At 66.5% G+C, this 18,101-nt stretch carries 16 protein-coding genes and 1 pseudogene; 16 read left to right on the top strand and 1 reads right to left on the bottom strand.

The window, feature by feature from the left end; all coding sequences use genetic code 11:
- Positions 1 to 208 precede the first annotated feature (208 nt).
- The 14 genes and pseudogenes from ACILR9_RS23080 to ACILR9_RS23015 all read left to right on the top strand — a co-directional run bounded on the left by ACILR9_RS23080 (position 209) and on the right by ACILR9_RS23015 (position 15,290).
- Complete coding sequence (locus ACILR9_RS23080; protein ID WP_395712310.1) at positions 209 to 1,375, top strand: ABC transporter substrate-binding protein; 1,167 nt, start codon at positions 209 to 211, stop codon at positions 1,373 to 1,375.
- A 197-nt stretch (positions 1,376 to 1,572) separates the two neighbouring features.
- A complete protein-coding gene (locus ACILR9_RS23075; RefSeq protein ID WP_395712309.1) occupies positions 1,573 to 2,427 on the top strand; it encodes a branched-chain amino acid ABC transporter permease in 855 nt (284 codons plus the stop codon).
- On the top strand, positions 2,424 to 3,395 hold the full coding sequence (locus tag ACILR9_RS23070; RefSeq protein ID WP_395712308.1) for a branched-chain amino acid ABC transporter permease: 972 nt from the start codon (positions 2,424 to 2,426) through the stop codon (positions 3,393 to 3,395). Before ACILR9_RS23075 ends, ACILR9_RS23070 begins: the two co-directional genes overlap by 4 nt.
- Positions 3,392 to 4,144, top strand: coding sequence for an ABC transporter ATP-binding protein (locus ACILR9_RS23065; RefSeq protein ID WP_395712307.1), 753 nt, complete (start codon positions 3,392 to 3,394; stop codon positions 4,142 to 4,144). Before ACILR9_RS23070 ends, ACILR9_RS23065 begins: the two co-directional genes overlap by 4 nt.
- Positions 4,137 to 4,853 (top strand): ABC transporter ATP-binding protein, encoded by a 717-nt coding sequence (locus tag ACILR9_RS23060; RefSeq protein ID WP_395712306.1) that lies wholly within the window; start codon positions 4,137 to 4,139, stop codon positions 4,851 to 4,853. Before ACILR9_RS23065 ends, ACILR9_RS23060 begins: the two co-directional genes overlap by 8 nt.
- 286 nt (positions 4,854 to 5,139) lie before the next feature.
- Positions 5,140 to 6,405, top strand: a complete 1,266-nt coding sequence (locus ACILR9_RS23055; RefSeq protein ID WP_395712305.1) for an amino acid ABC transporter substrate-binding protein — start codon at positions 5,140 to 5,142, stop codon at positions 6,403 to 6,405.
- A gap of 7 nt (positions 6,406 to 6,412) precedes the next feature.
- Positions 6,413 to 6,685: pseudogene (locus tag ACILR9_RS23050) on the top strand (ABC transporter permease subunit); the annotation flags it as partial.
- A 94-nt stretch (positions 6,686 to 6,779) separates the two neighbouring features.
- Positions 6,780 to 7,127: an ABC transporter permease subunit gene (locus tag ACILR9_RS23045; protein ID WP_395712378.1), complete on the top strand. Its 348-nt coding sequence runs from the start codon at positions 6,780 to 6,782 to the stop codon at positions 7,125 to 7,127.
- Positions 7,124 to 8,878 (top strand): ABC transporter permease subunit, encoded by a 1,755-nt coding sequence (locus tag ACILR9_RS23040; protein WP_395712377.1) that lies wholly within the window; start codon positions 7,124 to 7,126, stop codon positions 8,876 to 8,878. The genes ACILR9_RS23045 and ACILR9_RS23040 overlap by 4 nt, the downstream gene beginning before the upstream one ends.
- On the top strand, positions 8,871 to 9,575 hold the full coding sequence (locus tag ACILR9_RS23035; protein WP_395712376.1) for an ABC transporter ATP-binding protein: 705 nt from the start codon (positions 8,871 to 8,873) through the stop codon (positions 9,573 to 9,575). Before ACILR9_RS23040 ends, ACILR9_RS23035 begins: the two co-directional genes overlap by 8 nt.
- 10 nt (positions 9,576 to 9,585) lie before the next feature.
- On the top strand, positions 9,586 to 10,353 hold the full coding sequence (locus ACILR9_RS23030) for an FCD domain-containing protein (protein WP_395712304.1): 768 nt from the start codon (positions 9,586 to 9,588) through the stop codon (positions 10,351 to 10,353).
- A gap of 49 nt (positions 10,354 to 10,402) precedes the next feature.
- A complete protein-coding gene (locus ACILR9_RS23025) occupies positions 10,403 to 11,644 on the top strand; it encodes a VOC family protein (protein ID WP_395712303.1) in 1,242 nt (413 codons plus the stop codon).
- A gap of 191 nt (positions 11,645 to 11,835) precedes the next feature.
- On the top strand, positions 11,836 to 14,175 hold the full coding sequence (locus tag ACILR9_RS23020) for a xanthine dehydrogenase family protein molybdopterin-binding subunit (RefSeq protein WP_395712302.1): 2,340 nt from the start codon (positions 11,836 to 11,838) through the stop codon (positions 14,173 to 14,175).
- A 251-nt stretch (positions 14,176 to 14,426) separates the two neighbouring features.
- A complete protein-coding gene (locus tag ACILR9_RS23015) occupies positions 14,427 to 15,290 on the top strand; it encodes a fumarylacetoacetate hydrolase family protein (RefSeq protein ID WP_395712301.1) in 864 nt (287 codons plus the stop codon).
- Positions 15,291 to 15,483: 193 nt separating this feature from the next.
- Here the strand turns inward: ACILR9_RS23015 and ACILR9_RS23010 are convergent, their stop codons facing one another.
- Entirely contained in the window at positions 15,484 to 16,431 is a 948-nt protein-coding gene (locus ACILR9_RS23010) for a hypothetical protein (protein WP_395712300.1), read from the bottom strand.
- A gap of 106 nt (positions 16,432 to 16,537) precedes the next feature.
- On the opposite strand from ACILR9_RS23010, the gene ACILR9_RS23005 reads away from it, so the two are divergent.
- Positions 16,538 to 16,867, top strand: a complete 330-nt coding sequence (locus ACILR9_RS23005; RefSeq protein WP_395712299.1) for a carboxymuconolactone decarboxylase family protein — start codon at positions 16,538 to 16,540, stop codon at positions 16,865 to 16,867.
- Positions 16,864 to 17,793, top strand: a complete 930-nt coding sequence (locus ACILR9_RS23000; protein WP_395712298.1) for a fumarylacetoacetate hydrolase family protein — start codon at positions 16,864 to 16,866, stop codon at positions 17,791 to 17,793. The genes ACILR9_RS23005 and ACILR9_RS23000 overlap by 4 nt, the downstream gene beginning before the upstream one ends.
- The last annotated feature ends 308 nt before the right edge of the window (positions 17,794 to 18,101 follow it).

The following is an 18,101-nucleotide window of genomic DNA, read 5'->3' as shown; positions in this document are numbered from 1 at the left end:
CGGCCGATTGTGCCAGACGGCTGTTCATTTCTCCTCTCGGTACGGGCCGAGAGCGTTGCCGAAGGTCGGTGAGACGGGAGTACACATGGTCGCTACGCAAGGAGTGTCGACTCTCAAGCAGCGAAGCTGCGGACGCGAGCGAGCTGAGTACCGCCCTGTCGCGAAAGCTGGTACCTAGGGCGGAAGGGATTGTTTGGGGAGGAAACGAATGCTGAGACGCGTTCTTGTCGCTGCTGCGGGTTTCGCGCTTCTTTCCTCGGCGGCTTTGGCTCAGGACACCGTGAAGATCGGCCTCATCCTGCCGATGACCGGGCAGCAGGCCTCGACCGGCAAGCAGATCGATGGGGCGGTGAAGCTCTACCAGGCGGTGAACGGCACGACCGTCGCCGGCAAGAAGGTCGAGGTCATCCTGAAGGACGACACCGGCGTGGCCGACATCGCCAAGCGACTGGCGCAGGAGCTCGTGGTCAACGACAAGGTATCGATCCTGGCGGGCTTCGGCCTGACTCCGATCGCGCTCGCCGTGGCGCCGATCGCGACCCAGGCCAAGGTGCCGGAGGTCGTCATGGCGGCCGGCACATCGTCGATCACCGAGGCCTCGCCCTTTGTCGTGCGGACCAGCTTCACGCTCGCCCAGTCGTCCGTGCCGATGGCCGAATGGGCGGTCAAGAACGGCATCAAGAAGGTCGTCACCCTGGTCACCGATTTCGGGCCGGGCATCGATGCCGAGAAGTCGTTCGGCGACAAGTTCAAGGCCGACGGCGGTACGATTCTCGAGAACCTGCGCGTGCCGTTGCGCAATCCCGATTTCTCACCGTTCCTGCAAAAGGCAGCCGACGCCAAGCCCGATGCCATGTTCGTGTTCGTGCCGTCGGGCGCCGGTGCGCAGTTCGTCAAGCAGTTCGTCGAGCGTGGTCTCGACAAGTCGGGCATCAAGCTGATCGCCACCGGCGACGTGACGGACGATGATCAGCTCAACGGCATGGGCGACGTGGTTATCGGCGTGATCAACACGCACAATTATTCCGCGGCGCACGACAGCCCGGCCAACAAGGCCTATGTCGAGGCCTTCAAGAAGGCCAACGGCGGCCTGCGGCCCAACTTCATGTCGGTCGGCGGCTATGACGGCATGCACCTGATCTACGAGGCGCTGAAGAAGACCGGCGGCGCGACCGACGGCTCCAAGCTGGTCGAGGCGATGAAAGGCCTGGCCTGGGAAAGCCCGCGCGGTCCGATCTCGATCGACCCCGAGACGCGCGACATCATCCAGAACATCTATGTCCGCAAGGTCGATAAGCTGAACGGCGAACTCTACAACGTCGAGTTTGCGACCATCCCCAACGTCAAGGACCCGGTGAAGGCCTCGAAGAAGTGAGGGCGCAAAGCACGCGCTATCATTCTTTTCCTCCCCCGTCATACGGGGGAGATGCCCCCGTCAGGGGGCGAAGGGGGAAGGCCTCAGTCGCGGCAAATGAGTTTTCGACGTCGGAATCGGATAGACCTCGCTTGAGGCCTTCCCCCTCCGCCCCTTCGGGGCACCTCCCCCGTCAGACGGGCGAGGCAAGATAGGTTATGGCCACCATCCTGTTCGATGGCGTGGCGTACGGCATGCTGTTGTTCGTGCTGGCGTGCGGGCTTGCGGTGACGCTGGGGCTGATGAATTTCGTCAACCTGGCGCATGGCGCGTTCGCCATGGCTGGCGGGTACGTGACGGTGATCCTGATGGATCGGTGGGGGCTGCCGTTCCTCGCCTGTCTGCCGCTTGCATTCCTCGCCGCGGCGGCGATCGGGCTGGTGCTGGAGCGCACGCTCTATGTCCACATGTACGGACGCTCTCATCTCGATCAGGTGCTGTTCTCGATCGGCCTCGTCTTCATGGCGGTGGCGGCGGTCGATTGGGCGATGGGTTCCAGCCAGCAGAACGTGAAGATCCCGGGCTGGCTGCAGGGCCGGCGCGAGGTCCTCGGCGTGCAGGTGGGTCTCTATCGTTCCTTCATCATCGTCCTGTGCAGTCTGCTGGCGATCGGCTTGCAGCTTGCGCTCATCCATACGCGGTTCGGCAGCCGGCTGCGCGCGGCAGTCGACGATGCCCGCGTGGCGCGCGGCCTCGGCATCCCGGTCGGCAGCGTTTTCGCCGTGACCTTCGCCGTCGGCTCGGGCCTCGCCGGGCTGGGCGGTGCGCTCGGCGTCGAGATCCTGGGGCTCGACCCGAACTTCCCGCTGCGCTTCATGATCTACTTCCTGATCGTGGTCACGGTGGGCGGCACGTCGGGCATCGTGGGCCCGTTCGTTGCCTCGCTGCTGCTTGGGATCGCCGATGTCGCGGGCAAGTACTACGTGCCCTCGCTCGGCGCCTTCATGACCTATCTGGTGATGATCGTCGTGCTGGTGCTGCGCCCGCATGGCCTGTTCGCGCGGCCGCGGTGACGACGGCGGCGCAAGCTCTCGCCCGCCGGGCGCGTTGGCGATGGCCGGAGTTTGTCTTCTGGCTCGCCGCCTTCGGTGCCCTGCTGTTGCCTTCGGGCAAATACCTGATCCTGAACGAGATCGCGATCCTGGCGCTGTTCGCCCTCTCGCTCGATCTGATCCTCGGATACGCCGGCATCGTGTCGCTGGGCCATGCCGCCTTCTTCGGCGCCGGCGCCTACGCGGCCGGTCTGCTCGCCAAGCACCTCACCGGCGATCCGCTGGCGGGCCTGGCGCTCGCCATCGTCGTTGCCACGATCCTGGGCTTCCTCACCAGCTTTCTCGTGCTGCGCGGCAGTGACCTGACGCGTCTCATGGTGACGCTGGGGGTCGCCCTGCTGCTGGGTGAGGTCGCCAACGCCCTGCCGCGTTACACGGGCGGCGCCGACGGCCTGCAGGGCGTCGTCATGGGGCCGCTGCTCGGCCATTTCGAGTTCGACCTGTTCGGCCGCACGGCCTATGCCTACAGCCTGACGGTCCTGTTCGTGCTGACGCTGCTGGCCCGCCGCATCGTCCACTCGCCGTTCGGCTTGTCGCTGATGTCGGTCCGGCGCAATCCGCTGCGCGCGGCGGCGCTCGGCGTGCCGGTGAATTCGCGACTGGTCGCGGTCTACACGCTGGCGGCCGCCTACGCCGGCGCCGCCGGCGCACTGCTCGCCCAGACCACCGCGTTCGTGTCGCTCGACGTGTTCGAGTTCCATCGCTCTGCCGATCTGCTGCTGGTGCTGATCATCGGCGGCGCCGGTTGGCTTTATGGCGGCGTCGCAGGCGCCGTGATCTACAAGATGCTGCAGGACACCATCGCGAGCCTGACGCCGGAATACTGGCAATTCTGGATCGGCTTGTTCCTGGTGGCTTTCGTGATGATCGGCCGTCAGCGCCTGGTTGGCGGTCTCTACCGGCTTCTTGCCGTGGCGCGGCGGCGATGAGCGTCGTCCTTGAAACCCGCGACCTCGCCAAGCGCTTCGGCGGCCTGCTGGCGACCAACGACGTGTCGTTCCGGCTCGAGCGCGGCGCCCGGCAGGCGCTGATCGGGCCGAACGGCGCCGGCAAGACGACCTTTGTCAATCTGCTGACCGGCGTGCTGCCGCCGACCAGCGGACAGGTGCTGCTGCTGGGCGAGGACGTGACGCGGCTCGACCCTGCAGGGCGGGTGCGGCGCGGCCTGGTGCGGACCTTCCAGATCAACCAGCTGTTCGCCGACCTGACGCCGCTCGAGACCCTCGCGTTGGCGATCGGCGAACGGCTGGGGCAGGGCCGGGACTGGCGACGGCGCGTCGGCGCGATCGACCCGGTGGCCGAGGAGGTGATGCGCGTCGCCGAGCGCTTCGGCATCGCTGACGTGCTCGACCGGCGCACCGACACGCTGCCCTATGGCAAGCAGCGCCTGCTCGAGATCGCCGCGTCCTTCGCCTGCGCCCCCCAGGTCCTGCTGCTCGACGAGCCAGCCGCCGGCGTGCCGGAAGCCGAGCGCCGCGATATCCTCGATGCCATCGCCGCGTTGCCGGACGACGTCTCGGTGCTGCTGATCGAGCACGACATGGACCTGGTGTTCAGCTTCGCGAAGCGGATCTCCGTTCTCGTCGACGGTGCGCTGTTCATGGAAGGCGCGCCGGACGTCGTCGCCAACGACTCGCGCGTGCGCGCCGTCTATCTCGGCGAGCGCAGCGATGACTGAGCTGCTGGCGGTCGACGGGTTGTCTTCGGGGTACGGTCGTGCCGTCGTGCTGGCCGACGTGTCGTTTGGGCTCGCCGAAGGCGAGGCGCTGGCGGTTCTGGGGCGCAACGGCGTCGGCAAGACGACCCTGATCGACAGCCTGGTCGGCGTCACGCGCCGCTTCAGCGGCTCGATCCGGCTCGGCGGTCGCGAGATCGCGCAGCAGACGCCGGAGGCGCGTGCGGCACTCGGCATCGGCTGGGTGCCGCAGGAGCGCAACATCTTTCGCTCGCTCAGCGTCGCGGAGAACATCACCGCGGTGGCGCGCTCCGGCCGGTGGAACAGCGAGCGCGTGTTCGCCCTGTTTCCGCGCCTGCGCGAGCGGCGTCGCCAGGGTGGCGGCTCGCTGTCCGGCGGCGAGCAGCAGATGCTGGCGATCGGCCGCGCCCTCGCCACCAATCCGCGCCTGCTGCTGCTCGACGAGCCGACCGAGGGTCTCGCCCCGATCATTGTCCAGGAAGTGCTGGCCGCCCTCGGCCGCCTGCTGCGCGAGGAGGGGCTCTCCGCCATCATCGTCGAGCAGCACGCGCGGAAGGTGCTGCCGATCACCGATCGCGCGCTGATCCTCGATCGTGGCCGCATCGTTCATCAGGGCAGCAGCGCCGCGCTGTTGGCCGACGCCGCGCCGCTCGAGCGATTCCTCGGCGTCTCAGTCCGTCCTCCCCAGTAGTCGAGCAGCGCCTTTCACTCTCCTCCCCAGCTTCGCTGGGGAGGTGCCCCGTCATACGGGGCGGAGGGGTCATGAGCGTCAGTGGTGGTGCTCATGACCCCTTGTCGCCTAGGCATTTTGGCCGCAGAGCGGCCAAAAGCCCTTAGACGGCGACACCTCCCCGGGAGGAAAGACTTATGATCTTCGAAAGTTTCGAAACTTTCGAAAATTCGTTTACATGCTGGTTTCGATATCCCAAGATCACGCCACGGACGCCCGCAAGAACGGCGCCGTGGTGGAGGGAACGATGGAATATCGGACTGGTGTGTGGAGCCAGATAGGTGTGTCGAGCCAGACGGATGTGTGGCGCCGCCGGCGCGTGTTGACGGGTTTGGCAGGTGCAGGCTTTGCGGCAACTGTGGGCGCGCCGGCGATCGTGCGCGCGGCGCCGTCGGGCAAGCCGGTGCGGGTCGGTGGCACGCTGTCGCTGACGGGTTTCCTGGCGCAGACCGCGGTCATCCACAAGATCGCCGCGGAGATGATGGTCGAGGACATCAACAGCCGGAACGGCTTTCTCGGGCGGCCCGTCGAGTACGTGCTGCTCGACGACCAGTCCAAGCCCGACGTCGCACGCAGCCTCTATGAGAAGCTGATCACTGTCGACAAGGTCGACCTGATCCAGGGTCCGTACGCCACGGCGCCGATCCTGGCCGCGATGGGCGTCGCCCAGCGCTATGGCAAGGTGATGATCCAGAGCAGCATGGGCATCCCCAAGCTGCAGACCTACGACATGGCGTTTCCGGCGACGCCGTTCGGACCCGAGCCGGACAAGACCTATCCCAACGTTCTCCTCGACATGATGGCGAGCTTTCCGACGCCGCCCAAGACCATCGTCGTGCTGACCTCGAAATTCCCGTCGGCGCAGTTCATGGCGCAGGGCATGCGTGACCAATCCGAGAAGCGGGGCGTCAAGGTCCTGCTCTATCTCGAGTACGAGTCAGGGAACCGCGATTTCGGCGCCATCGCCGCGCGCGTCAAGGAAGCCAACGCCGACTTCCTGTGGGTCGGCTCGCTCGGCCTCGAGAGCAACCAGTTGCTGGAAGCGTTGCGCAAGCTCGACTACACGCCGAAGAACCACTTCCATCTCTATCCGGCGCCGGGTCCGCTGGCGTTGTCTCCCGACGGCGACAAGGCCCTGTGCTCGACCTTCCTCGAGCCGGACGAGCCGTTCATGAGCCGGCCGGGAATGAAGAAGTTCGCCGCCCAGTACAACGAGCGGGCGACCAAGGCCAACCTGCCGTACACGATCATCGATGCGCAGGCCTGCGGGATGATCTCGGAATGGCAGATCCTCGAAGCCGGCGTGAACGGCGCCAACAGCCTCGACGACAAGGCGATCGCTGCTTGGCTGAAGAAGAACCGGGTCGACACGATCTACGGCACGGTTCAGTTCGACGGGCCGTTCAATCACGGCACCGCCCTGCAACTGGTCAAGCAGGTCCAGAACAAGGCCTGGAAGGTCGTCTGGCCCAAGGAATTCGCGGCGCCGGGCGTGAAGCTGATCGCGTCCTGACGCGGGGATGCCCAGCGCGACGCTCCTCGGCCAGGCCCTGATCTCCGGCGTGCTGGCTGGCGGCATGTATGGCCTGCTGGCGCTCGGGCTCAGCCTGAGCTGGGGGCTGTTGCGGCTGGTCAATCTCAGCCACTTTGCGCTCGCCTTCCTCGCGGCGTACCTGACCTACGAGCTCGGTACCAACTATCACGTGGCACCGTGGTGGTCGGCGGCGATGGTGGTGCCGGCGATGTTCGCCATCGGCCTGGCGCAGCACTGGCTGTTCGACAAGTTCCGGGTGAACGAGCTCGCCTCGCTGCTGATCACCTTCAGCTTCGCCATCATCCTCGAGGTGGCGATCCAGCTCTACTGGAAAGACCTATGTCGGCAAGGCGCTGCGCGCTGCCGCCGAGGACGCCGACATCGCCGCCGCCTACGGCGTCGATCACAAGAAGCTCGCCTACCTGCTGTCGGGCCTGGGTGCCGCCTATGCCGGCATCTCCGGCACGTTCATCGCCCTGATCGCCACCCTGGCGCCGGCACAGATCTGGACCTGGCTCGGCGTCGTGTTCGCGGTCGTGATCATTGGCCGGCTCGGCAATCCGCTGGGCGCTCTGTTTGCCGGGATGCTGATTGGCGCCAGCGAGTCGCTGGCCATGGCCGTTTTCAGCCCGGCCTGGGCGCCAGTCGTGTCGTTCTCGGTGCTGATCGCCATCCTGTTGTGGAATCCGGAATGGGCATGAGCGCCGACCAGGGTGTGCCGCGACTGGCGGCCGGTTTCGCCGTCGTGCTGTTCGCGCTGCTCCCGACGGCCGGGCTGCCGGCGTTCTACGACTCGTTTTTCTACCTGGTGTTCTTCTGGATCTCGCTGGCGACGAGCTGGGCGCTGCTGAGCGGCTTTGCCGGCTATTTCAGCCTCGGCCACGCGGCGTTCTTCGGCGTCGGCACATATACGACGGCGACGCTCACCACCCAGTTCGGCACGCCGTTCCTGATCACCGTGCCGATCGCGGCGGCGATGGCGGCGCTGCTGGGTGTCGGCATCGGCGCCGTCGTCTTCAGGCTGCGGCGGCTGCGCGGCGAGCTGTTCGCCCTGCTGACGCTCGCCGTTACCTTCGTGGTCGCCACCATCATCCTCAACACGCCGATCGACGGCGGGGCCGGCGTGTTCATGAGCGCCGTGCCGTTGCCGCACATCCTGCCGACGGCGACCGGCACGATCTACATGCTGGGCTTCATCATGTGTGTGCTGACGCTCAGCGTCACCTGGTGGGTCGTCCATTCGCGCCTCGGCATGGGCCTGTTCGCCATCCACGATGACGAGGACGTCGCGGACGCCAAGGGCGTGCCGACCTTCCGCTACAAGCTCACCGCCTTCGCCTTGTCGGCCGGCATCGCCGGCGCGGTGGGCGGCATCCACGCGATGTATGTCGGATTCCTGACCGTGGCCGGCACGTTCGAGCTCACGGTGCCGCTTTACGTCGTGCTGATGAGCGTCCTGGGCGGCGCGCGGCACTGGCTTGGTCCGGCAGTCGGCGCGACCGCCATCACGACGCTGCTCTACGCCTTCATCAGCGGCGGCGAGGCGATGGTGGGTCGGGCCATTGTCGGCCTGATCCTGATCGTCGCCATCCTGTGGCTGCCCGACGGCGTCTTGCCGGCGATCCAGCAGTGGCTGAAGCGGCGGCGCCCGCTCGCGCGGCGGGAGGCGCTCCGGGCCGCGGTCGTTCCGGTCGTGCCGGCCGTGGCGCCGGCGATCAGGGAACGCCCGTTGCTCGAGGTGCGCGGCGTCACCAAGCGCTTCGGCGGCCTGCAGGCCCTGGGCGGCGTCGATCTCGAGGTGCGCGAAGGCGAGATCATGGGTTTGGTCGGCCCCAACGGATCGGGCAAGACCACGCTGATCAACGCCATCTCGGGCTTTTATCCCTTGACCAGCGGCAGCATCCGCGTCGATGGCGTCGAGATCGGGCAGACGCCGGCACACGAGATCGCCCGGCGCGGCGTGGCGCGCACCTATCAGATCCCACGCCCGTTCGCCAACATGAGCGTGCTCGACAACGTCGCCCTGTGCGCGACCTTCGGCGCGCCAGCTTTGAGCCGCGCCGAGATCCGCGACGAGGCCATGCATTGGATCGCCTTCACCGGGCTCGATGGCAAGGAGGAGGCGCTGCCGGCCGGCTTGAACCTGCACGAGCGCAAGTTCCTCGAGCTCGCGCGCGCGCTTGCGGCGCGGCCCAAGCTGCTGCTGCTCGACGAGGTGCTGTCGGGGCTCAATCCCGCAGAGATCGACAATGCGATCCGGCTGGTGCGCGCCATCCGGGCCCAGGGGGCGACCATCGTGTTCGTCGAGCACCTGATGCGCGCCGTCGTCGAGCTGTCGGATCGGGTCGCCGTGCTGAACGAGGGCAAGCTGTTCGCCTTGGGGGCGCCGCGCGACGTGATGCGCGATCCGCGCGTCGTCAGCATCTATCTCGGCAAAGCCTATGCTGCTTGAAGCGCGCAACCTCCATATCGGCTACGGCGACGCGCCGGCGATCTGGGACGTCTCGCTCGACGTCGATGCCGGCGAGATCGTGTCGGTGATCGGTCCCAACGGCGCCGGCAAGACGACCTTGATCAACGCGATGGCGGGCCTTCTGCGCTGCCGCCGGGGCTCGCTGAGCTTCGACGGCGCCGACATGACTCGCGTGCGCGCGCACGACTATTGCGGCCACGGTATCGCCCTGGTGCCCGAGGGGCGCCGGCTGTTCGTCAAGATGTCGGTCGAGGAGAACCTCGAGCTCGGCTGCTACCTGCCGGCGGCGCGCCGCCATCGCGCCCAGTCGCTCGAGCGGGTGTTCACGCTGTTTCCCATCCTGCGCGACAAGCGCCAGCAGCCGGCCGGCGAGCTGTCGGGCGGCCAGCAGCAGATGGTGGCGATCGGCCGGGCCCTGATGGCGCGGCCGCGCATCGTGCTGTTCGACGAGCCGTCGCTCGGCCTGGCGCCGACCATCGTCGACGACATGTTCGACATCATCACGCGCGTGCGCGCCGAGGGCGCCGCCGTGCTGCTGGTCGAGCAGAACGTGCTGAAGGCGCTCGAGGTCGCCGACCGCGCCTACGTGCTGGAGCAGGGCCGGATCGTCACCAGCGGCCTGCCCGACGCGCTGCTGAAGCAGCCGCATATCCGCGAAGCCTATCTCGGCGTATGAGGTCCCGACCATGGCCAGGATCCTGAAGATGCCCTTCGATATCACCAGCCGCGTCGCCGCCACGACGGCGCCGCAGGACGTGCTGGCCGAGGATGCGGCGACGTTCGACGTGTTGCGTCGCATGCGCGAGGACATCCTCTGCTGCGTCCTGAAACCCAATCAGCGTCTGCGCTTCGGCGAGCTGCGCCAGCGTTACGACACGTCGGTGGGCACGCTGCGCGAAGCGCTGTCGCATCTGGTGTCGGAGGGGCTGGCGCGCACCGAGGCCGGGCGCGGCTTCAGCGTGGCGCCGATCTCGCTGGCCGACTTCCTCGACCTGTCGGAGCTGCGCGTCTATCTCGAGACGCGTACCCTGGCCGACGCCATCCGTCATGGCACCGACGCCTGGGAGGCCGAGATCGTCAGCGCCTATTTCCTGCTGTCCAAGCTCAAGGCACCGCGGATCGACGACCCGGTCGCGGCCAAACGAGAATGGGGAAAGCGGCACAAGCGCTTCCATGATTCGCTGGTGGCGACCTGCACCTCGCCGTGGTCGCTGCATTTCCGCAGCGAGCTGTTCGACCAGGCGCAACGCTATCACTGGCTGAAGGTCATTCACGCGCGCTCGAAGCGCCCGGACGAGCATCTCGAACTACGTGACGCCGCGCTGGCGCGCGACGTCGACCTGGCCTGCCGCCTGATCGAGAATCACATCCGCACCACGGTCGAGCAGGTCGCGTCCGAGGTGCCGGGACTGACGATGGATGCCGGGCGCACCGGCAGGAGACGAAAGGCGTGATTCCTCCCTAGCGTCTTCGCTGGGGAGGGGAATGAGAAGGAGAACGACGATGGACACGATCCAGAAGACAGAACCGGGCACCGCGAGCTACGACATCGGCGGCGTGCGCTACCCGCAGCCGTTCAAGATCCGGCGGCTCGGCCATTTCGGCTTCAACATCGCCGATCTCGATGCCGGCATCGATTTCTATGCCGGGCTGCTGGGCTTTCGCATCACAGATACGCGCGACCTGAAGAAGATCCCGGGCCGCGAGGAACTGGCCAGGCGGCTCGATGACGGCCGCATCGTCTTCATGAGCCACAACTCCGACCATCACGCCTTCCTGCTGGCCCACAAGTCGCTGGGCGCGATCTTCGGCGACGATGCGGTGTCCAAGGACATCACGGTGAACCAGATCACCTGGCAGGTCGGCACCATGGAAGAAGTGTTCGCCGCGGCCGATTATTTCCGCGACAAGGATGTCGAGATCCGCCGCGTCGGCCGCGATATGCCGGGGAGCAACTGGCACACCTACATTCGCGATCCGGACGGCCACACGGTCGAGCTCTATTACGGCATGGAGCAGATCGGCTGGGACGGTCGCAGCAAGCCGGAGGCGCTCTACTATCGTGCCTTCCGCGAGCGGCCGGACCTGCCGCAGATGTCGGAGGAGCAGGAGGTGCGCGAGGCGATCGCCAAGGGCATCGACATCGATGCCGGCAACGTCATCCATGATCGCGGCGAGCAGGATTACGTGGTCGCCGGCGTGCGGCTCAAGCGGCCGTTCAAGATCGTCAATATCGGGCCGATGAGCCTGTTCGTGTCGGACGTCGCCGCCTCCGAGGAGTTCTACACCCGAATGATGGGCTTCGTGCGCACCGAGGTCGTGACGTGGCGCGGCCATCGCTGCGTGTTCTTGCGCAACGGCGGGGAGCATCACAGCCTGTCGCTGTTTCCCAAGGCGCTGCGGGCCGAGCTGGGGCTCAATCCGAACACGACGGTTGCCACCATGGGCATGCAGGTCGGCAGCTATCGCCAGCTGCGCGATGCGGTGTCGTTCCTGAAGGGCAAGGGGGCGCAGTTCGCGGACGTGATCCCGGCCGAGCTCTATCCCGGGGTCGATTACGCCGCCCATGTCATCGATCCGGCAGGTCATTGCCTGATGCTGTATTACTACATGGAGCGGGTCGGCTGGGACGGCCGGCCGCGTCCGGCCAGCGAGCGCCGCAAGGTCGGCAAGGACTGGCCGGAAAGTCTGGAGCCGATGTCGGACACCTACGCCGACCCGGCCTTCATGGGCCCGCTGGGGTGAAAATTTGATCTCCTCCCCAGCTTCGCTGGGGAGGTGTCAGCGTCTTACGCTGACGGAGGGGTCATGAGTCACGGTCACGCTGCTCATGACCCCTCCGTCGCCGTAAGACGGCGACACCTCCCCAGCTTCGCTAGGGAGGGAGAGATGATTGGGCTGATATGTTTGCGGTAGCCGCGGAGAGCAGGAAAATCATGAGCAAGTACGGTATCGGTCAGCCGGTTTTGCGTTTCGAGGATCCGCGGCTGTTGCGCGGCCAGGGCCGCTTCATCAACGACGTAAATGTCTACGGCCAGGCGCATGCGGTGTTCGTGCGCTCGCCGCACGCCCACGCCCACATCCGCTCGATCGATATCGAGGACGCGAAGAACGCCCCCGGCGTGGTCGCCGTGTTCACCGGTCACGATGTCAGGGCCGACGGGCTCGGCATGCCCAAGGCCAACATGCCGCGCAAGCGGCCCGACGGGAAGCCGATGTACGCGCCGCAGCGGCCGCCGCTGGTCACCGACCGGGTGCGCTATGTCGGCGACCCGGTGGTCATGGTGATCGCCGACACCCTGGCGCAGGCCAAGGATGCCGCCGATCTGATCGTCATCGACTACGATCCGATCCCGTCGGTGACGCTGACCGAGGACACGGTGAAGCCCGGGGCGCCTGCGGTGTGGGACGACTGCCCCGACAACATCTCCAACAGCGTCGAGCGCGGCAACAAGGCGGCGACCGAGGAGGCGATCAAGTCGGCCGCCAAGGTGATCAAGCGGCGCTATGTCATCACCCGCGTGCATGCCCAGTACATGGAGCCGCGCGGCACGCTCGGCACCTACGATCCGGGCGAAGATCGCATGACGCTCTATGCCGACGTGCAGTATCCCCATCGCGTGCGCAACATGCTGGCGCAGAACGTGTTCAAGGTGCCCGAGAGCAAGATGCGGGTGATCGCCCAGGATGTTGGCGGCGGCTTCGGCACCAAGGGCTGGCAGTATGTCGAGCATCGGCTGACGCTGTGGGCGGCGCGCAAGCTGCTGCGGCCGGTGAAATGGACCTGCGAGCGCAGCGAGGCGGTGATGGCCGACGAGCACGGCCGCGACAATGTCGGCGAGATCGAGCTGGCGCTCGACAAGGACAACAGGTTCGTGGCCCTGCGCCTCAACATGCTGGCCAATATCGGCGCCTATGTCGGGTCGGATCGCAACCTGCTGTCGCCGTTCGGCATGATCGGCACGGTGCTGGGCGTCTACCTGATCCCCAAGGCCTACATCAACGTGGTCGGCGTGCTCTCCAACACCAACCCGACGGCGCCCTACCGCGGCGCCGGGCGGCCGGAGGCGATCTACCTGATCGAGCGGCTGATCGACGATGCGGCACGCGAGCTCGGGGTCGACCGCGTCGAGCTGCGGCGCAAGAACATGCTGCCCGAATCGGCGCTGCCGTATCAGAGCCCGGTCGGGCCGTACTACGATTGCGGCGCGTTCGAGCAGAACATGGACATGGCATTGAAGCTCGCCGACGTGGCGGGCTACGCCGCGCGCGCTGCCGAGTCCAAGGCGCGCGGCAAGCTGCGCGGCCTCGGCATCGTCAACGCCATCGAGCAGGCGGCCGGCACGGCACAGCCGGAATATGCCGAGATCCGCTTCAACCCCAGCGGCACGGCGGCGCTGCTGATGGGTACCAAGGCCCAGGGGCAGGGCCACGAGACGATGTTCAAGCAGATCCTGAACGAGCGGCTGGGCATCGATCCGGCCGACGTGCAGTTCATCGATGGCGATACCGATCGGGTGGCCTTCGGCATGGGCACCAACGGCTCGCGCTCGACGGTGCTGGGCGGCTCGGCGTTGTTCGAGGCGGCCGGCAAGGTGATCGAGAAGGGCAAGAAGCTCGCCGGCCACCTGCTCGAGGCGGGCGAGCAGGACATCGAGTTCGCCGAAGGCGTGTTCAAGGTCGCCGGCACCGACAGGTCGGTGACGCTGAAGCAGGTGGCGATGGCGGCGTTCAACCCGATGCGCTGGCCGAAAGGCGGTGGCTTCGAGGGCGGACTGTACGAGAACGCGACCTATCTCGGCCAGAAAGATACTTATCCCAACGGCTGCCACATCTGCGAGGTCGAGGTCGATCCCGAGACCGGCGCGGTCCATCTCGACCGCTACTGCGTGGTCGACGATGTCGGTACGGTGATGAATCCGATCGGGCTGAAGGGCCAAATCCATGGTGGCGTCGCCCAGGGCGTCGGCCAGATCCTGAGCGAGCAGGTGGTGTGGGACCGCGAGAGCGGCCAGCTCCTGACCGCGAGCTTCCTCGACTACGCCATGCCGCGCGCCGACACGATGTGCAGCATGGAGATCAAGAGCAATCCGGTGCCGACCAAGTTCAATCCGCTGGGCGCCAAGGGCGCCGGCGAGGCGGGCACGGTCGGCGCCATGCCGGTCGTGATGAACGCCGTCATCGACGCCCTGGCGCCGCTCGGCGTCAAGGACGTCGCCATGCCGGCGACGGCGCACAACGTGTGGCGCGCCATCGAGCAGGCGAGGGCCGGGTAAGGGCGTGGCACGCCACTCAACCTCCTCCCCAGCTTCGCTGGGGAGGTGTCCGCGTCCAAGGCGTTTGGCCGCTCTGCGGCCAAAAGCCGATGCGGACGGAGGGGTCGAGAGCCACAGTCTCGCTGCTCATGACCCCTCCGTCGCCGTAAGACGGCGACACCTCCCCAGCTACGCTGGGGAGGAGAGGATTGGCGCGCTCCCAGCCGTGACGACCGACCTTGCGACAAGCTTTTAAAAAGGGGAGTGATCGAATGAGTGTTCTGGACGGGCCGCGGCGGGAAGTTCGTCGCGTCATGAAGGGCGGCAGCGAATACTGGGTCGAGTTCAAGGACGGCAGGATCCACTTCGCCGACGGGCGTACGGCCGACGAGAAGGACGTCGTCCATCTGCCGCCGTGCACGCCGACCAAGATAATCTGCGTGCACGTGAACTACATCTCGCGCTACTTCGAGTTCAACAACACGCGCGTCCCGCCCAAAACGCCGACCTACTTCCAAAAGCCCTTGACGGCGCTGAACGCCCATCACGGCGAGCTGGTGCGGCCGCAGGGCTACAGGTACGTCAATTACGAGGGCGAGATGGCGGTGGTGTTCGGCCGCATCACCAAGAACGTGACCGCCGAGGAGGCGTGGGATTGCATCGCCGGCTTCGCGCCGGCCAACGATTTCGGCTGTCACGATTTCCGCGACACCGATGCCGGCTCCATGCTGCGGGTGAAGGGCATGGACGGCTTCTGTCCGATCGGGCCTGGCCTGGTGTCGGGCGTCGACGTGCGCCAGTCTACCTTGCGCAGCTACAAGAACGGCAAGATGGTGCAGGAAGGCGCCATCAGCGAGCAGATCTTCGACTGCGGCTACCTGATCGCCGACCTCGCGCGCCACATGACGTTCCTGCCGGGCGATATTCTTCTGACTGGCACGCCGGCCAACTCGCGGCCGCTCGAGGTCGGCGACACGATCGAGATCGAGGTGAGCGGGGTCGGGCGCCTGTCCAACAAGGTCGTCGAGGCGCCGGCGCCGCGCGCCAAAACCGGTTTCCCCGCGAGCCCCGACAGCGAGGGCGTCCGCCGCGTCGCGCTCGGCAACGAGGAGCGCCTGCCGGACAAGTTCAAGTAGTCATTCTCCTCCCCGGCTGCGCTGGGGAGGTGCCCCCGTAGTCGGGGGCGGAGGGGTCATGAGTCATATGATGCGGACTGGGGGTATCTCGCCCGCTCATGCTCCTGAGCGGGCGAAATCCCCTCGGTCGCATGACCCCTCCGTCGCCGTGGGACGGCGACACCTCCCCAGCGAAGCTGGGGAGGGATGTGAACTACGGACTCGCATGCCCCATGAACCGCTCCGGCGGGCGCTCGCCCCATTGCGACTGGAGGCCTTCCTCGGCGCTGATCAGGTTGCCGCCGTTGGCGGCGTTCAGGCGGTCGGTGTCGGCCCAGCGCTCGTGCACGCGGCCCCACGGATCGGACCAGTAGTCGTAGACTTGGCTGCCCAGCAGATGGCGACCGATGCCCCACATGTGGTCGTATTTGCCCAGCCGCTTGATGTACTCGTGGTCCTGGAACACGGCGTCGATGTCCTGCGCCTCGTAGGAGACGTGGTTAAGCCCGGTCTTCTGGTTGTGCACGCAGAACAGCACGTGATGGTCGACATAGTCATCGCCGCGGTCGAGGCGGCTGAACGCGCCGATCACGTTCTCCTTGTCGCCGGCATAGACGTCGTCGGAGCGGATCATGCCCAGGGTCTCGCGGAACCACGCCGTGGTCTCCTTGACCCTGGGCGTCGCCAGCACGCCATGGCCGATGCGCTGGATGGTGGTCGGCGACTTGGTGAGGCGCATCACCCGGCCGGCCCGGCGATGCGGATCGCTGCCGGTGTTGACAAGGTCCCGCTCGACCTTGATCGGCGCGACCGATTGCATGCCGGCAATGATTTCGACCTGGTAGCCGTTGGGCTCGGTGAGGCGCACCCGCTTGCCGCCGCCCGGCTCGTTGAGGGTCTCGATGCCCGAGGCGCCGGGCAGCCTGGCCAGCCGCTTGAGGTCGTCCTCGTCAGGCGTGTGATAGGCGAAGCCGATGAACCTGGTGCCGCCCTTGTGGGCGACATGCAGATGGTGGTGGGAATCGGCGCCCCGCATGTAAAGCGCATCCGGTGTGCGCTCGGCGCGGACCAGGCCGAAATGGGTGAGGAATTCCTCCATTGCATCGAGATCAGGCGCCTCCATGCGCGGGAAGGCGAAGTCTGCGACCTTGATGACCGTCATCATTTCCTCCGACAATTCTGCGGAAGGCTAGCCCTTCGACCATCCGTTGAATAGCCCTCAGACCGCCCGTTGAAGCCTTGGATAACCGTTGAAAAGGAGAGAGAGAATGTCGAACCCGCCGCAAAATCCGCGCGATCGTCTGCGCGCCTTCGCCCCCAAGCTGATCGATCTCACCGACAATGTGCTGTTCGGCGACGTGTGGGAGCGGCCCGGGCTCTCGAAGCGGGATCGCAGCCTGATCACCTGCGCGGCGCTGGTGGCGCTCGGCCGGACCGAGCAGCAGACTGGCCATTTCACCCGCGCAATCAACAATGGCGTGAAGAAGGAGGAGCTGATCGAGCTGATCACCCATCTGGCATTCTATTCAGGATGGCCAACCGCCATGTCGGCGGCCAACGTGGCCAAGCAAGTGTTTGACGAGGGAGAGAAGAAGTGAAGCTTTGCTATTTCAACGACTATCGCCTGGGCGTCATCGTCGGCGACGGTGTCGTCGACGTGACCGACGCCGTGAAGGACATCCCGCATCTCGATGCGCGCGACCTGATCATCGGCCTGATCGCCAGGTGGGACGCTTACAAGGACAAGGTGGCGAAGGCCGCCCAGGCCACCACCGCGGTGCCGCTGAAGGGCGTGAAGTTGCGCCCGCCGGTGCCGCGGCCCGGCAACATCGTCTGCATGGCGGTCAACTACATGGAGGACGGCACGCTGAAGGAGAAACCGCAGATCAATGCCTTCCACAAGGCGGCGACCGCGGTGATCGGCGATGGCGACACCATGGTGCTGCCCGACGTGCCGGCTTCGATCTTCGAGGGCGAGGCCGAGCTGGCGCTGATCATCGGCAGGCCGGCGACGCGGGTGTCGCAGGCCGACGCCATGAAGCACATCTTCGGCTACACCTGCTTCATCGACGGCTCGGCGCGCGGCCTGCCGCCACCGGGCAACGTGTTCTTCCAGATGAAGTCGCGCGACACCTTCGCGCCGATCGGCCCGTGCATCGTCACCGCCGACGAGATCGCCGATCCGCAGAACCTCAACATCACGCTCACCAACAACGGCGTGGTCATGCAGAAGTTCAACACCTCGGACATGGCCCACAACATCCCGCGCTGCATCGAATGGGCGAGCTCGATCCACACCCTGCAGCCCGGCGACATCCTGGCCACCGGCACCAACCACCGCGGCCTCAACTCCTTCATGGACGGCGACAAGATCGAGCTGACCGTCGAGAAGGTCGGCACCTTGCGTTTCAACGTGAAGGACGAGCTCAAGCGCACCTGGGCCCGCACCACGCGCCTGCAGCACAAGGAGAAGGGCGCCGAGGGCGCCCACACGCCGCAGCTCACCGGCAAGTACGCGAAGTAAATCATTCTCCTCCCCAGCGAAGCTGGGGAGGTGGCGCCGTCTTCGGCGTCGGAGGGGTCATGAGTCACGTGAGGGGGCCTATGACCCCTCCGTCCGCATCGGCGGGGGGGGGGGCGGGGGGGGGAGGGGCGGGGGGGGGGGGCTCTCCCGCGCCGGGCGGGGGGGGGGGGTGGTGGGGGTCGACGCGGGTGTGCGCCCCCGCCGCCCCCCAACGCCGATGCGGACGGAGGGGTCAGAGGCCCCCTCACGTGACTCATGACCCCTCCGACGCCGAAGACGGCGCCACCTCCCCAGCTTCGCTGGGGAGG

The organism is Reyranella sp. (genome assembly GCF_044224635.1).
Classification (GTDB): Bacteria; Pseudomonadota; Alphaproteobacteria; order Reyranellales; family Reyranellaceae; genus Reyranella.
Note: the sequence above shows the minus strand (reverse complement) of the source record. Positions and strands in the feature narration are given on the sequence as shown.